We start from the raw sequence: 15624 nt of genomic DNA on the forward strand, positions 1-15624 counted from the left end.
GTTGTTAAGCATTTAAAAACTAAAAGTTAAAAATGTGATTCATTCTGTTTATACAACCATTACATCGTTAAGTGAGTGTGTTATGCAAGCTGTACAAGTTAAAGTATTAAACCCCAAGATTACTGAAGATAAAGCTTTCTCGCTACCGACACGCGCAACCGATGGCAGCGCAGGTATCGACTTACGCGCTTGTATTGACGAGCCTTTGACGATTAAAGCCGGTGCGACGCATTTGATTGGCACGGGTTTAGCGGTTTATATCCAAGACCCTAATTTTGCGGGTATGATTTTACCGCGCTCAGGTCTTGGTCATAAGCACGGTATCGTCTTGGGTAATTTGGTCGGCTTGATTGATGCCGATTATCAAGGCGAGCTGATGGTCAGTATTTGGAATCGCAGCAATGAAGATTTTGTGTTAAATCCTGCCGAGCGTATGGCGCAATATGTGGTTGTACCGGTTGCTCGTCCTGAGTTTGAATTGGTGGCAGAATTTAGTGATACCAGTGCGCGCGGTGTGGGCGGTTTTGGACATTCTGGTCGTCAATAGTCCGTACTGATTTATCATTTTAATTGTTTATCATGATGGCAATCTAGAAATCATAGTAATTTAATAATCACCATTACCCCATTTATCACGACAATAAGGAGAGTAAGCGATGCCATCTTTTGCTGCGCAGCAATCCTTATTTCGTGCTTATGATATTCGTGGTTCGCGCCAGCATTTTACCAATGACTTTATTCACGCATTGGGGCACGCATTTGCTCATCTTTATCGAGTTCAGCAAAAAACTAATAACGAAAAACATAGCCAAAGCGCTAACAAAAAAACCATCATCGTCACTGGTTATGATGTACGCTGCGGTAGCGATACCATTGCCCAAACACTTACTGATGTGTTATCCCAGCAAGGTATACAGGTCATTCAATTAGGTCTTGTTACCACGCCCATGATGATTTTTTGGGCGGAGCAATATCAGGGGCATGGCATTATTGTCACTGCCAGTCATTCCGCTAAAGACATTTTAGGGGTCAAGTGGCTAGTCAACCATACCTCTCCGAGCAGCGCAGACATTCAAGTTCTCTATCAGCAGCTAGCTAGCGGCGACGCACAAGATAATTTTTTAGTCGCTATTGATAAGCCTATTTATCATAAACAGGAACATTTACCTGTTAATCAAGTCGCAAGCGCTTATATCGACGCTATTAAACAAGTTTTTAAGCAAATTTATCAATATAACAACCAGTCAAATAGCCAAAGCGCAAAAGATAGTCATACACCCTCCTCCAAACTTGATTTAGTGGTGGTGATTGATTGTATGCATGGCGCAACCAGCAATATCGCCAAGCCTTTATTTACCAATTTTTGCCAAAGTGTCATTATGCTGAATGATACGCCAGACGGTGATTTTCCTGCCGGCAATCCGGATCCTACTGAGCCGCAGCGTCTTAATCAGTTACAACAAAGCGTACTTCTGCATCAGGCAGATATAGGTATCGCCTTTGATGGTGATGGCGATCGGTTAATGGTGGTGGATAATAATGGCAAAGTCGTCACGCCTGACCATCTTCTTTATATGTTGGCAACAGTAGCTGTCAATCAGTGCCCTCAGCCGTTAAATGAGTCATTATCAAACGCTCAAGTGCTTTTTGATATTAAATGCTGTCATCATTTACCAAAGCTCATTACTGAACTTGGCGCAACGCCTGTGATTAGTAAAACAGGTAGCAGTTTGATGCGGCAACAAATGCAGCAGTCTGGCGGTCAAATTGTCTTTGCCGGTGAGTTATCTGGGCATTTTATTTTTAATGATAGCCGCTTTATACTTTATGATGATGCCATGTATGCCGCGTTAAGACTGCTTCATTGGCTAGCAAAACTACAGTCTACCAAGCCGACTGGTATAAAAAAATTAGCCGATATTATTGATGGTTTACCGGTTATCGTCAGTACGGCTGACCATTATTTACCGCTGCCAGAAACAGCTTTGACAAAGTGCTCAATCGTCGAGCAGCTGACCCGTCTATGTCTTTATTTACAACAACTTATAACAGTCACAGCACTTTGCTCGACTCATTCTAATGATCACGTTGTCATCAACTGTGCACCAGCGCATTGTACGTGTTCTGCTCAAAAACACGCTATAACTTTAGAAGCAGCAAAAAAGCTCTTGCCAATTGGCACAACACTAAGCTGTATTGATGGGGTACGCTTGGATTTTGCGCGCGGGTTTGGCGTATTGCGTCAATCAAATACCAGTCAAAATCTGACCGTGCGCTTTGCCGGTGATAGTATCGATGATCTTATCGAAATTCAAACGAGGTTCGCCGCTTTATGCCGCCCATTTGACGAGCATTTAGTCACTCAAATACTATCTATCGTTGCTGAATAGCTATTATTTAACTGATTTTTTACCTTTTTTTTATTAGAGAACATCTAATTAGAAAGCGCATTATTCGAGAATACTAGCAAGAAACAAAAACTCTCAATCAATCAACCGCTAAACCCTGTCTTTTAGGAGCTTGTCATGACGCTTAATTTGGATGAAGCCAAAATTACCGCAGAAGTATTAACCACGGCGCTGCCTTATATTCAACGCTTTGTTGATAAGCTCATTGTAGTCAAATACGGCGGCAATGCTATGACCGACCCTGCGCTTGAGAGCTCCTTTGCCCGTGATATCGTCTTATTAAAAACCGTCGGCATGCATCCCGTAGTTGTACACGGCGGTGGTCCACAAGTAGATAACTTGTTAAAAGAGCTTGGTCGTCAATCTGATCGTATCGACGGCATGCGCGTGACTGACAAAAGCACCATGGATATCGTTGAGATGGTGCTCGGCGGTAGCGTCAATAAATCTATCGTCAGCTTAATCAATAAGCACGGTGGACGCGCCATTGGTCTGACCGGTAAAGATGCTAATTTAATCCTAGCTAAAAAGTTAATGATGGAAAAAATCGGCGCTGATGGTATAGCGGTTCCCGTTGATTTGGGCTTTGTCGGTGATGTGGTCAGCGTTAATAAAGACGTGATTAATATGCTGATTGGCTCTGATTTCATTCCCGTTATCGCCCCTCTTGGTGTCGATGAAGAAGGCAATACTTATAATATCAACGCCGATTTGGTTGCGGGTAAAGTCGCAGAGTTTTTACAAGCAGAAAAGCTTATGCTACTGACCAATATCAAAGGGGTATTGGGTCGTGATGGTGAAGTCGTGACTGGATTGACGCCAAAGACAGTTGATGGTTTGATTGCAGATGGTATTATCTCGGGCGGTATGATTCCTAAGATTCAATGCGCACTTGATGCGGTACGTAGCGGCGTAAAAAGTGCGGTTATTGTCGATGGTCGCGTGCCGCATGCCACGCTGTTAGAGATTTTCACCAACGAAGGCGTCGGCACCTTGATTAGCCGTGATTTGGATTCGTCAATGAGCTAGCGAGCTGTGGTAATTTTTCATATAAAAAAGCCCGAGCTTAACATTTAAGTTTGGGCTTTTTATTTATCAAAGCTGCTTAACTTAGAAGCGTTTAATAAGCGCAAAACTCCACATTACTATGGCTACTATTACCATACACCTTCATATGGTGATTGCCTTTGCGCTGGGTGATATAAGAGTTTTCATTTTCGTAGCGATCGCCGTTTAAGCGACCATTTGGTCCTGAGACATAAGCGACATTAATTTGGTCGTCACCGACGTTACGAATCACTAAGTTTTGATCGGACAGTAACCATAAACGAAATACTTTGCCGTTTTTAAGGTTACCACTAAAATTACCACAATAGCTGTCTTTAGCAAAGGTAATCTTGGTAGATGTGTCTGCTGCTTGTACGGTTGTAACCATCAATGGTGCAACGGCAAGCGCAGCAATCAATATTAATTTCTTCATAACCCTCTCCTCGTCCTTGAACATTATAAACTGGCAAACTTAATTCTAATAATAATTTATAATGTGCCAAACTGATAGCGTTTTTATGAGAACGGTTTATTTATAAAAAGCCGCCTCAAACTCAGCTTCATTAAAACCGCATAATAGTATCGGCTGATTGTTATCTGTCCGCTCACCTTCAACTATCGGACGCTTGATCATACTGGTGTTTTCTACCAGCAAATCTATGGCGTTATTGACGTTATTATCAGCGGCTTGCTTCTGCTCGTCAGTCAGCTTGCGCCATGTTGTTCCGCGCTTATTCAGTACTTTATCGATACCAAGCTGGTTAACCCAATACTGTAGCGTTGCTTTATCAATGCCTTGTTTCTTATAATCATGAAAATCATAGCTGACGCCTAGCTCATCAAGTTTAGTAAAGGCTTTTTTCATCGTACTGCATGATTTGATGCCGTAGATAGTGATGGTCATTTTTCTTCCTCTAATTTCTCTTCTGATATGTATATATTTTCTAAAATAGTACCTTTTAAATTTGATCCAATGAAAATAGCATCCTCATGGTTAGTGCATTCAAAGTTCGCATTTTCAAGGTTTGCATTAGTGAAATCGGTGCCATTAAGATTAGCATTTTTAAAATTAGCACCTACGAAATTAGCATTCGTAAAATTTGCTTCATTCAAATTAGCATCCTCAAGGTTGGCAATCATGAAGTCCGCGCCTTCAGCTTGGACTTTAGTAAAATTCGTTCTTTCTAAGTTAGCACCTGAAAGACAAACATTTTTTATATTAGCACCTTTCAAGGAAGACTCTACAAGTTTTGCGTTTTCAAAATTTGCACCTTCAAAGTCTACATTTTCAAAGTTAGTAACATATAGTTTGGCATTTTTAAGACTTGCATTTTTAAATGTCGACATAAAAAAGGAGGAAAAAAGCGAGTTACCATCATCTAGTATTGTGGAGTCAAAATTACAACCTAAGAATATATTTCTTAAGTCACACTTTCTAAGATCTAAATGATTAAATTGCCCGTCAATATTATAATCTAGCCTATGTATCCAGCTATCAAAGGCTTTTTCATCATTATATTTAACGTTTTTAATTACATCATTAGTATATCTGGCACATAGTGAATGTATTATTAACATATCAATTTCAGCTATATTGCTATATGTTAAATCCTCTTTAAAAGAGCTTAAACTAAGGTTTTTTATAGGCGATTGTCCATTTACTGACATTTGTATTAATTCGATCATTAAACTCTGATATTTTTTTACTTTTTCTAGTCCGTTCTGTTTTAACATCATTATTTTAAGCTCACCACCTATAAATCGATTTAACTCATAGGAGATATATTGGGCACCACAAATTTTTATCCATTTTTCAAATGCATACTCTACTGTCCAGCCTGAACCTGCACGACTTCTTCCACGTTCGACTTCATCTAACATTATGTCTAATTCTAGCATTATTCGCTTTGCTGTCAGATACTCACCAAAACTTTTATGAGTAAACTCAAATGTTTTATCTCCTTGACTACCATCAAACTCTCTAAAATAAAACGCCATTAGTAACCGAATAACGCCTGACTCCGCATCACCTTTAAATTCATCAAAATAGCTTGCAATATTAGCCTCTTTACATCGTTCCATAATCCTATCAATGCTAGCAGTACGACCATTTTCATGCCAAACTACTAAAGCAATTTCTTCGAGAATTCGTATAAAATTATTTTTCTCAAGATTATTTATTCCAGTATGAGTACGGCTACCTGTATATTTTCGTTCATGTACTGAATCTAGTAAATCTGCATATATCTGATTAAGGTTAGTATCTGATGTAAATTTTATATCCTGTCGTAGATAACTTAACGACAAAAGATAGTTAAGCAAAGGTTCCTTCGTTATAGGTTCTAAATGTTCAGTTGCTAGTATCTCGGGTAATCCGTCATACCCCTGACCTTTCAGCTCACCAAAACTCTACCACCATTCGTTACGTTGATCTTTTAATAATAAATTATCAGGATCATCAAACCCATCCCTATCATCTTCGTTAATAAAATATGGTAATAAATATAAAATCGTTTTCTGCTTTTTTAATTTATTTTTTTGCTGTTGTATAGATAATTCACGACCTGTAACAATTGCTTTCCAGTTCAAACTCCTCTTTTCCCTCAACACTTCTTTCAATTCTTCTGTGAAATTGTTTGCCACCTCTTTCGAGTTGGCACCTTGCATTGACAGTTCATCCAAACCATCGAATATGAGAAGAAGATTGGATTCATTTAATAGATTCTCTTGACTTAATATATGATGATTGTCAATGCTCCAATAGGATTTACGGTAGCAACTTGAATTGCAGTGCCTGCTACAGTGGACGATGCTTGAATAAAAAAAGCTTTCAAATCAAATTTGACGTTACGGTTAAGTAAGCTGACTGGTTGCTTGAGAATAATTTCACTCATGTTTTATCTACTTTATAGTTGATAGGAATATCATCTGTTTATAACGATTAATCAACTATTCTCGACTATAACAACCTCACAATCAATCGCAATTTTCGCCAAATTACGCTATGCTATGGCATTATAAAATTTTACCCAATTTATCTGTAACAACCTATTCCGAGCCAACTATGAGCAACGCCGTGACAGCAGAAACTGCTAATACTACCCATACCAATAATACTTCTATCGACAACGCCCAGTATCAGCCGCAACTCATCGAAGCCGCGCAGCAAGCCAAATGGGCAACTGACAAGCGCTTTGAAGTGAGCAATGAGCCAAGCGATAAGCCAAGCCGTTATATGCTGTCGATGTTCCCTTACCCAAGCGGTAAGCTGCATATGGGTCACGTGCGTAACTATACGATCTCTGATGTACTGAGCCGTTATTATCGCCTCAAAGGCTACGAAGTGATGCAACCAATGGGTTGGGATGGTTTTGGCTTGCCAGCTGAAAACGCCGCAATTGCCAATCAAACACCTCCTGCTGAATGGACGTTTGCTAATATTGACAGCATGCGCGCGCAGCTAAAACTGCTTGGTTTGTCTATTGACTGGTCACGTGAATTTGCCACTTGTAGCCCTGAGTATTATCAGTGGGAGCAGTGGTTATTTTTGCAGTTATACAAAAAAGGCTTGGTTTATAAAAAACTTGCCACCGTTAACTGGGATCCGGTCGACAATACCGTGTTAGCCAATGAGCAAGTTATTGACGGTAAAGGCTGGCGTAGTGGCGCGGCGGTCGAAAAGCGCGATATTCCAATGTATTACTTTAACATCACCGATTATGCCGATGAGCTGCTTGATGATTTAGACCAGTTAGAAGGTCACTGGCCCTCTGAAGTACTGACTATGCAGCGTAACTGGATTGGTCGTAGTGCCGGTATGGAAGTTCATTTCCCTTATGAGCTTGCTGGCGAAACCAGTACCTTAGATGTATTCACTACGCGTCCAGATACTTTAATGGGCGTCACCTATGTCGCCGTTGCCGCTGAGCATTCATTGGCACAATATGCCGCTGAAAATGACGACGCTATTGCCCAGTTTAATGCGCTGTGCAAAAAAGGTTCAGTTGCTGAAGCGGATTTGGCCAAAGCCGAAAAAATTGGTATGGATACCGGTCTTACCGTCACTCATCCACTCACTGGTGAAGAAGTGCCAGTATGGGTTGCCAACTATGTACTCATGAGCTATGGCTCAGGCGCGGTCATGGCAGTACCAGCCCATGATGAGCGTGATTATGAGTTTGCAACTAAGTACAATTTGCCTATCAAGCAAGTGATTGACATCCCTGCTGGCTATTTCGATGCTGTAGAAGCTGATGCCGAAGCAAGTAACACGGAAAGTAATCGTGCCTATACCGAACGCAATACCTTAGTCAATTCAGGTGAGTTTGATGGTATGGATTTTGAGCAAGCGTTTGCAGCGATGCTAACCAAACTTGAACCACAAGAATTGGCTAAGAAAAAAATTCAATACCGTCTACGTGATTGGGGCGTCTCTCGCCAGCGCTATTGGGGCTGCCCTATCCCAATGGTCAACTGTGAGCATTGCGGTACGGTGCCGGTTGAAGAGCAGGACTTACCAGTTATCCTACCAACTAACGTCGTCCCTGATGGTCGCGGTAATCCGCTAAAAAACATCCCAGAATTTGTCAATACCACTTGTCCTAAATGTGGCAATCCTGCTGAGCGCGAAACCGATACCTTTGATACCTTTGTGGAATCAAGCTGGTACTATGCGCGCTTTGCTAGCCCACATGATACGACCAACATGGTCAATAAATCTGCTGCCAGTAAATGGCTGCCTGTCGACCAATATATCGGCGGTGTCGAACATGCGGTTATGCATCTACTTTATGCCCGCTTTTTCCATAAGCTCATGCGCGATGAAGGCCTGGTATCAGGCGATGAGCCATTTGCCAATTTGATGACCCAAGGTATGGTACTTGCCGGTACATTCTACCGCGTCAATGCCGATGGCAGTACCACTTATTATTTCACCGAAGACATCGATATTGATTTTAACGAGCGCGGTCAACCGATTAAAGCCATTTTAAAATCAGACGGTCAGCCAGTGACGATTGGTAAAATAGAAAAAATGTCAAAGTCAAAAAATAATGGCGTTGACCCGCAAATTACCATTGACAAATATGGCGCGGATACCGTTCGTTTATATACCCTATTTACTGCACCTGCTGACCAAACTCTTGAATGGTCAGACGATGCGCTAAAAGGCCCTTATAACTTTGTGAAAAAAGTATGGCGTATTGCTTCTGAGCATATGCAAGCACTGGCTGCTGCCAACTTAAGCATTGATGAGCTTAATAATAGTACGCTCAATAATAACGCCTTAAATACCGATAACTTAAGCAAAGAAGCCAAAGCCTTACGCCGTAAGACCCATGAAACTATCGGCAAGATTGATAGTGACTTGGGTAAACGCTTAGCACTTAATACGCCAGTTTCCAGCCTGATGGAACTTGCCAATGAGCTGAGTAACTTTAAAGCTAGCAGTGAGCAAGATCTGCAAGTACAGCATGAAGCATTGATTGATTTATTGATTATTCTATCGGTATACGCGCCGCACATTGGTGAGCATTTGCTTGAGCAACTAGGAATGGATACCGTTACCCTAAGCTACCCAGAAGTCGATACAAGCGCTTTAGTGCAAGACCTAATTACCATGGTGGTGCAGGTTAACGGTAAAATGCGCGGTAAAATGGATGTCGCTCCTAATAGCGACCCTGAGCAGCTAAAAGCGCAAGCAAAAGCACTTGAAGGCGTGGCAAAATTCCTTACTGGTGATATTAAAAAAGAAATCGTCGTACCGAATAAACTGGTTAATATTGTGGTTGCAGGCTAGACCTTTTCAACATTAAGTTTTCAAATACTGGGTTTTTAGACGTTGTGATCTTACAGGCAGCGTTTTCAAACCTAGGGTTTTTAAAACAAGCATTGTTAGAAATTGCGTTTGAGGTCTTCTTATAAAAATAAGGATAGCGATTATGTCGTATAAATACCAAGCTTTGCAGGCACATCAAGCAAAATCAGATGGAAAAAGCACCATGACTCATAAATCAGGCGTCCAAAAACTAGCAACAGCGCTACTGACTGCCTTGCCAATGTTCGCAGTTTTGGGAGCAGGTGCCAGTCTCAGTGGTTGCGGTTTTCAGCTACGCGGCTATGATGCATCGATGTTATTTGATGTTGCTAAGACAGCGGTGATTATCGAAGACAATCGCACCTCATTTCCGTTGAAACGTCCACTGACCAGACGCCTACAATCACTAGGTGTCGAGGTTATTGATAACATGACTTTAGCTGATGTGGCTAGCAATAACCAAAAACTGGGTGCTGAAACCATCTCTACTATTGCCGTTAATAATATACGTTTTAAGCGTTATGAGCTGGTTGGCGTATTGACAGAAATTCGCTTGGTGATATCAGCAGATGTCAGCTATCAAAGTGTGGAAAATGGCAAACCTGTGACGCTTACCAACCCTATCCAAGTTGAGCGTAGCTACCAATATAACGAAGCGTCGGTGAGTACCGATGATCAGCAGGGCGACCAAATTCGTGATTGGCTTTACGATAGCTTAGCGCGCCGAATTACCGACCAATATGTGGCGATTGCACTGCCTAAAGTCGCGCCTAACAGTGCCGCTAAGGAAAATGGTAAAGGCTCAGTATCCACCGCCGTTATCGTACCGAGTTCTTAATGTTGCTGTTTTTAATAACACCTTTGTTAAAGTTGCCTTTATTTAAATGGCTCTTTTTCTAAAGTACTTTTTTAAATAATGGCAGCTTTACTCCCCTATTCATAACCTTGTGTCATTCTCTCTATGCAAGACACCTTTATACAAGCTTATCCAAAACTACTACGACCATCCGTTGCAGTAGCGGGCTTGTGGCTGGCGCACGGTGATGAGCCGTTGCTCAGTCAATGGCTTATCGATGCGCTGCGTCCGCATTGGCGCGCGCAGAATTACGCCATTAAGCGTATCGAGCTGGTGTCAGTTAAGAGCTGGCAAGAGGTCTTATCAGAGCTTGGCAGTCAGTCTTTATTCGATGATGCGAGTGCGCTTATCGTGACTGGCAATCATAAACCTGATAAAGCCGTTATTGCCGAGCTCGAACGTTTTGCCGTCGATGCGCAGACAGGAGCGCATAGCCATAGCTTATTATGGTTGACGCCAAAGCAAGACAAACGCGCGCAGACCAGCAAATGGTTTACGCCATTTGCGCAATATGGTCACGTTATCGATTGCAATTTGTATAACGAGCAGCAGCGCCAGCAGTTATTGCAGATACAAGCCCAGCAGTTTGGCTTAACATTATCGCAAGAAGCTTGGCAGCTGCTGATGTCACATACCGAACACCATCTGCTCAGTGCGTATCAAACCTTGTGGCGGTTATCGTATTTATTTGCGCCGCAATTGATGGCCGAGGTTGATATCACAAATGCTAATTCTGCAAGCACCTCAAGCCAGCCTGTGACAAACGTGGCATTAGATATTAATGATCTACAAGCAGCATTGGTCAGCGATGCCCAGTTCAGTGTATTTGATTTATCCGATGCGATGCTTGCTGGCAATAGCGCCCAAGTTGCTAAAATCATTTTTCAGCTGAAAGCGACTGATGAGCCAACAACTTTGGTTTTATGGGCAATCAGTAAAGATATGCGGCAGATTATGCAGTTAATGAATGGACAAGATCCGCAAGCCCTTGGCATTTGGCGTAGCAAGCAAGGCTTATACCAACAAGCCTGCCGACGCCACTTAAAAGTACAAACTGCAACTTGGCCAGCTCTGCTTTATAAATGTGACCAAGCAATTAAGGGCTTGGTGCGCCAGCCAGCATGGGAGTTATTATTACAAGCAGCACTTGAGCTATCAGGGCAACGTTTGTTTAAAGCACAATAATTCATTAACGATAAAACATCACGTTTCATTATTTAACCCTCTCTGTAGGGTCATTTTTTGTCTAAAATTTAACATTTATTACCGTCGCGATTTTTCCTCTTAACGTTTCGCAAACTAATTGCCATTCCCTTTTGTCCATCAAGCCTCTATCATAGCTACACTTGATTTAACTGTGATTGGATTGTTGTCATGCGCAAAATGAGCAAGAAGTCTGCTATTAAATGGGGCGTTATTGCCCTCGTCATCATCGCTTTAGGGTTTTTAGCCTACAAAACCCTAAAGCCAAAAGAAACCACACCCAACTATCTAACAGCGACGGCTGAGATTGGCGATATCGAAAATAACGTCATGGCATCCGGTAAAGTAAAAGCGTTGAATACCGTCGATGTTGGTGCGCAGGTATCGGGTGAGGTGACGCGGCTGTTTGTTGACGTCGGTGATGAAGTCAAAAAAGGCGATTTAATTGCGCAGATTGATCAGGTGACGCAGAAGAATAATTTAAGCAATGAGCAAGCGAGCCTTGAGCAAAGTGAAGCGGCGCTACAAAGTGCCCGTGCCGAGTCGCTAAGCCGTCAGGCAAGTCTAAAAAGTGCCTATGCCGATCTTGCCAGCCGTCAAGCTGAGCTCAAACAAGCACAAGCAGATTTCTCGCGCCTACAAGGCTTATTGGCTATCGATGCGATATCGCAGCAGGATTATGATACGCAAGCGACAAAGGTTGCTACCGCTCAGGCATCGGTTGCTAACGCCCGAGCTGCCATCGAGACGGCAAAAGCGGCGATTGCTACCACCGAAGCGAATATCAATAGCCAGCAAGCCGCGTTGCGCAAATCTCAGACCAACGTCAGTACCGCGCAGGAAGATTTAAGCTATACCACCATTCGTGCACCCATATCAGGGACGGTGGTATCGGTGACCACTGAGCAAGGGTCGACCGTCAATGCCAATCAAACCGCACCAACCATCGTCACCTTAGCCGATTTATCCACCGTGCGTATCAATGCGCAAATCTCTGAAGCCGACGTCATTAACGTCAAAGCAGGCTTGCCAGTCTATTTTAATATAATTGGCAATCCCGACCAAAAATATGATGCGACGTTGACTGCTATCGAGCCTGCTCCAGAGCAAATCAGTAGTACCAGCTCAACGGACGCTGCTATCTATTATGTCGGCTACGTAGAAGTACCGAACCCTGACCGCTTGTTCCGAATTGATATGACCGCGCAGATTTATATCATCATTGACCAAGCCAAAGATGCGCTACTTGTGCCATCAGCGGCAGTAAAAGAAAGACCCGCGAAAAATCAAACTGAAGGTCAAGCAAAAACCAGCAAGGTTGTACGCGTACTAAGTGATGACGGTACCGTAGAGCCTCGTACAGTAGAAGTAGGAATTGATAATCGAGTAAATGCGCAGATTTTAAGTGGCTTGAAAGAAGGTGAGCAGGTTATCATCGGCGAAGGTAGTGCCAACGCTTCAGGTAACGGTGGTGGTCGTACTCGTATACCTGGTGCTACTCCAAGGAGGTAACTAATTCTTTGACTATGTTAACGATAAAAGGGCTTAAAAATATTAGCCCTTTCATCACGACACTCACTATCTTTGATTAAAGACATTGCTATGACTATATCTCAATCTGCTAAACAGCCGACCGACAGCACTAGCGCTTCGATAGAAACCAACTCACCGAATAACACTACATCTACCGCTGACAAGCCCATTATGGAGCTGTCGGGTATTATTCGAGAGTTTGCTGCCGGCGAGCAAACTATTCGCGTATTGCATGATATCAATTTGACCATTCATCAAGGTGAAATGGTCGCTATCATTGGGCAATCCGGCTCAGGTAAATCAACCTTGATGAATATCTTGGGTTGCTTAGATCAGGCGACAGCAGGTGAATATAAGATTTATGGTCAATCAGCAAACAAACTAGAGGCAGATGAACTGGCTGAGTTACGCCGAGAACATTTTGGCTTTATTTTTCAGCGCTACCACCTACTTGGCGATATCAGTGCCAAAGACAACGTCGCCGTCCCTGCCGTGTATGCGGGCATGAATACCGAGGCACGAATTAACCGTGCCGAAAAACTCTTGACCGATCTAGGCCTTGGTGAAAAGGTAAACAATCGACCCAGTCAGCTCTCAGGTGGCCAACAGCAGCGTGTATCTGTTGCTCGTGCCCTTATGAATGGTGGCGATGTTATCTTAGCTGATGAGCCAACTGGCGCGCTAGATAGTAAATCTGGCGAAGATGTCATGGCCATCCTACATGATCTAAATGCTAAAGGTCATACTATTATCATGGTCACTCATGATCCCAAACTTGCGGCCCAAGCCGAACGGGTTATTGAGTTAAAAGATGGCTATGTCATTGCTGATTATAAAACTGAGCATTATAAACCTACAAATCAACACCCAGAATCTATACTTGGTGGACATCGTAAAAGTGCCTTTGGAAGTTTTGTGGATCGTTTGCTCGAAGCTTTTAAGATGTCCTTACTTGCCATGGCTGCACACAAGATGCGCACCTTGCTGACCATGTTAGGCATTATCATCGGTATCGCTGCGGTTGTGTCTATCGTTGGTCTTGGTCAAGGCTCTCAGCAGCAAATTCTCGCAAATATTAGCTCACTGGGCACCAATACCATCACAGTCAATGACGGCTACCCTAGAGGCGACCCGCGACGTAAATATAATGACGACAACCTCACACCAGAAGATGCAGAAGCGGTCAGCAGTCAACCGTATGTGACCAATGTAAGCCCTCAAGTCAATACCAGCTCTAGTGTACGCTATGGCAGCGTGCAGGAAGACTCGACCATCAATGGTGTTGGTGAGTATTATCTAGAGGTCACTGGTAAGACGCTGGCATTAGGTCAAGGTTTCGATTCGCAAAGTATCGACCTTCGCAGTCAAGATATTATTATCGATGACAATGCCAAGAGTGCTTTTTTTGCAGATATAGATAACCCTATCGGAGAAGTCATACTCATCGGTAGTGTGCCTGGACGCGTGGTTGGCGTCCTTGAAGCCAGCGACAGTGGCTTTGGACCAAGTAGCACGACACCCGCCATATATATGCCTTATACCACTGTGATGTCACGTATAACTGGTAGTGCAAATATTGATAGTTTTATAGCACTGTTAGATGATAGTGTCTCATCTAGTGTAGCCGAGTCAGCTATTTCCGACATAATAGAAGGTCGCCATGGTAAAGATGATTTTAATATTATTAACTCAGACTCTATTCGTCAGACCATTGAATCAACCACAGGCACGATGACGCTACTTATCTCATCGGTTGCTGTTATCTCATTAATCGTTGGTGGGATTGGCGTCATGAACATCATGCTGGTATCAGTGACCGAGCGCACCAATGAGATTGGCGTACGTATGGCCGTCGGTGCGCGTCAAAGCGATATCATGCAGCAGTTTCTGATTGAAGCCGTTTTGGTCTGTATTTTAGGCGGACTATTGGGTATAGGCATGGCATTTGCGATTGGTGAGCTGATTAACCGTGTCGGCGGCGATAGTTTCAAAGTCATTTACTCATCAACCTCTATTATTGCCGCCTTTGTCTGCTCAACGCTTATTGGGGTTGTATTTGGCTTTTTGCCGGCACGCAACGCCGCCAAACTAGATCCAGTAGAAGCACTGTCTAGAGATTAAAACATTTTGAGTGCATTAATGAATACCGCGTTTAAGTCCAAGTGTTTAAAACTTACGCTTCAAAACATCTAATTGCTAGGATTTTGGGATATCTCTAAACCCATTAAGCCTTAAATTTAAAAAAATAGGATTAATTCACATGGATTTGCACTTTTTTCAACATTCGGGGTTGTAATTGTCATAATTATATATATAATGTGCTCTCACGTTTAGAGATACAAATAATCTAAACGGGTAAACAAGCTTATTGTCTCTTTTGATATTGATTCATGAATAGATAAAGAAATGAAGCTTTAAGAATTTTACCTAATAAGTAAGATTCTCTTGTAGAGTTAAAAAAGCAGTGCTTTTTTTATACACTCTTCAGGGCCGATAGCTCAGTTGGTAGAGCAGTTGACTTTTAATCAATTGGTCCCGCGTTCGAGTCGCGGTCGGCCCACCATCTTTAGTATTATCCTTATCATGTATGCTACCCTATCCGGTAGTAGCGTAATAAGTTAGAAAGTTTAAGAAGTTCTCTTTTAGAAAGCTTCACAGAATTTACGAAAATGTAAATTCTCTTGCAGAGTTAAAAAAGCAGTGCTTTTTTTATACACTCTTCAGGGCCGATAGCTCAGTTGGTAGAGCAGTTGACTTTTAAT

The 15624-nt window shown here is 42.5% G+C and carries 13 protein-coding genes and 1 tRNA gene; 9 read left to right on the plus strand and 5 right to left on the minus strand.

Translation table 11 applies throughout. The features are described 5' to 3' along the window. The first annotated feature begins 82 nt into the window (after window positions 1-82). The 3 genes from dut to argB all read left to right on the plus strand — a co-directional run bounded on the left by dut (window position 83) and on the right by argB (window position 3437). On the plus strand, window positions 83-547 hold the full coding sequence (dut, locus tag AC2FA3_RS12915) for a dUTP diphosphatase (RefSeq protein ID WP_490509917.1): 465 nt from the start codon (window positions 83-85) through the stop codon (window positions 545-547). A gap of 109 nt (window positions 548-656) precedes the next feature. After that, a complete protein-coding gene (locus AC2FA3_RS12920) occupies window positions 657-2390 on the plus strand; it encodes a phosphomannomutase/phosphoglucomutase (RefSeq protein WP_490509918.1) in 1734 nt (577 codons plus the stop codon). A gap of 135 nt (window positions 2391-2525) precedes the next feature. After that, window positions 2526-3437, plus strand: coding sequence for an acetylglutamate kinase (gene argB / locus AC2FA3_RS12925; protein ID WP_490509920.1), 912 nt, complete (start codon window positions 2526-2528; stop codon window positions 3435-3437). A gap of 91 nt (window positions 3438-3528) precedes the next feature. Here argB and AC2FA3_RS12930 read toward each other — a convergent pair whose 3' ends face one another. The 5 genes from AC2FA3_RS12930 to AC2FA3_RS12950 all read right to left on the minus strand — a co-directional run bounded on the left by AC2FA3_RS12930 (window position 3529) and on the right by AC2FA3_RS12950 (window position 6349). Continuing rightward, window positions 3529-3888: a hypothetical protein gene (locus AC2FA3_RS12930; RefSeq protein WP_201612019.1), complete on the minus strand. Its 360-nt coding sequence runs from the start codon at window positions 3886-3888 to the stop codon at window positions 3529-3531. Between the two features lie 96 nt (window positions 3889-3984). After that, window positions 3985-4359, minus strand: a complete 375-nt coding sequence (locus tag AC2FA3_RS12935) for an arsenate reductase (RefSeq protein ID WP_490509921.1) — start codon at window positions 4357-4359, stop codon at window positions 3985-3987. Then, on the minus strand, window positions 4356-5777 hold the full coding sequence (locus AC2FA3_RS12940; RefSeq protein WP_490509922.1) for a pentapeptide repeat-containing protein: 1422 nt from the start codon (window positions 5775-5777) through the stop codon (window positions 4356-4358). Before AC2FA3_RS12940 ends, AC2FA3_RS12935 begins: the two co-directional genes overlap by 4 nt. A gap of 87 nt (window positions 5778-5864) precedes the next feature. Beyond that, entirely contained in the window at window positions 5865-6122 is a 258-nt protein-coding gene (locus AC2FA3_RS12945) for a hypothetical protein (RefSeq protein WP_490509923.1), read from the minus strand. A 65-nt stretch (window positions 6123-6187) separates the two neighbouring features. Next, on the minus strand, window positions 6188-6349 hold the full coding sequence (locus AC2FA3_RS12950; RefSeq protein WP_490509924.1) for a hypothetical protein: 162 nt from the start codon (window positions 6347-6349) through the stop codon (window positions 6188-6190). A 170-nt stretch (window positions 6350-6519) separates the two neighbouring features. On the opposite strand from AC2FA3_RS12950, the gene leuS reads away from it, so the two are divergent. From leuS to AC2FA3_RS12980, 6 genes are all read left to right on the plus strand, one after another. After that, window positions 6520-9252: a leucine--tRNA ligase gene (gene leuS, locus AC2FA3_RS12955; RefSeq protein WP_490509925.1), complete on the plus strand. Its 2733-nt coding sequence runs from the start codon at window positions 6520-6522 to the stop codon at window positions 9250-9252. A 142-nt stretch (window positions 9253-9394) separates the two neighbouring features. Continuing rightward, window positions 9395-10108 (plus strand): LPS-assembly lipoprotein LptE, encoded by a 714-nt coding sequence (locus AC2FA3_RS12960; protein WP_490509926.1) that lies wholly within the window; start codon window positions 9395-9397, stop codon window positions 10106-10108. Between the two features lie 123 nt (window positions 10109-10231). After that, entirely contained in the window at window positions 10232-11311 is a 1080-nt protein-coding gene (holA, locus tag AC2FA3_RS12965) for a DNA polymerase III subunit delta (RefSeq protein WP_490509927.1), read from the plus strand. 189 nt (window positions 11312-11500) lie between these two features. Beyond that, window positions 11501-12841, plus strand: coding sequence for an efflux RND transporter periplasmic adaptor subunit (locus tag AC2FA3_RS12970; RefSeq protein WP_490509929.1), 1341 nt, complete (start codon window positions 11501-11503; stop codon window positions 12839-12841). 90 nt (window positions 12842-12931) lie between these two features. Continuing rightward, window positions 12932-14983, plus strand: coding sequence for a MacB family efflux pump subunit (locus tag AC2FA3_RS12975; protein WP_490509930.1), 2052 nt, complete (start codon window positions 12932-12934; stop codon window positions 14981-14983). Between the two features lie 366 nt (window positions 14984-15349). Next, window positions 15350-15425: transfer RNA gene (locus AC2FA3_RS12980), tRNA-Lys, on the plus strand. Window positions 15426-15624 lie beyond the last annotated feature (199 nt).

The organism is Janibacter sp. CoH_79_TC_3 (genome assembly GCF_058197955.1).

Coding starts and splice junctions, on each gene's coding strand:
- AC2FA3_RS12950 (WP_490509924.1), bottom strand. CDS start 6,349: ATGAGTGAAATTATTCTCAAGCAACCAGTCAGCTTACTTAACCGTAAC.
- leuS (WP_490509925.1), top strand. CDS start 6,520: ATGAGCAACGCCGTGACAGCAGAAACTGCTAATACTACCCATACCAAT.
- AC2FA3_RS12935 (WP_490509921.1), bottom strand. CDS start 4,359: ATGACCATCACTATCTACGGCATCAAATCATGCAGTACGATGAAAAAA.
- AC2FA3_RS12945 (WP_490509923.1), bottom strand. CDS start 6,122: ATGCAAGGTGCCAACTCGAAAGAGGTGGCAAACAATTTCACAGAAGAA.
- argB (WP_490509920.1), top strand. CDS start 2,526: ATGACGCTTAATTTGGATGAAGCCAAAATTACCGCAGAAGTATTAACC.
- AC2FA3_RS12975 (WP_490509930.1), top strand. CDS start 12,932: ATGACTATATCTCAATCTGCTAAACAGCCGACCGACAGCACTAGCGCT.
- dut (WP_490509917.1), top strand. CDS start 83: ATGCAAGCTGTACAAGTTAAAGTATTAAACCCCAAGATTACTGAAGAT.
- AC2FA3_RS12970 (WP_490509929.1), top strand. CDS start 11,501: ATGCGCAAAATGAGCAAGAAGTCTGCTATTAAATGGGGCGTTATTGCC.
- AC2FA3_RS12930 (WP_201612019.1), bottom strand. CDS start 3,888: ATGAAGAAATTAATATTGATTGCTGCGCTTGCCGTTGCACCATTGATG.
- holA (WP_490509927.1), top strand. CDS start 10,232: ATGCAAGACACCTTTATACAAGCTTATCCAAAACTACTACGACCATCC.
- AC2FA3_RS12920 (WP_490509918.1), top strand. CDS start 657: ATGCCATCTTTTGCTGCGCAGCAATCCTTATTTCGTGCTTATGATATT.
- AC2FA3_RS12960 (WP_490509926.1), top strand. CDS start 9,395: ATGTCGTATAAATACCAAGCTTTGCAGGCACATCAAGCAAAATCAGAT.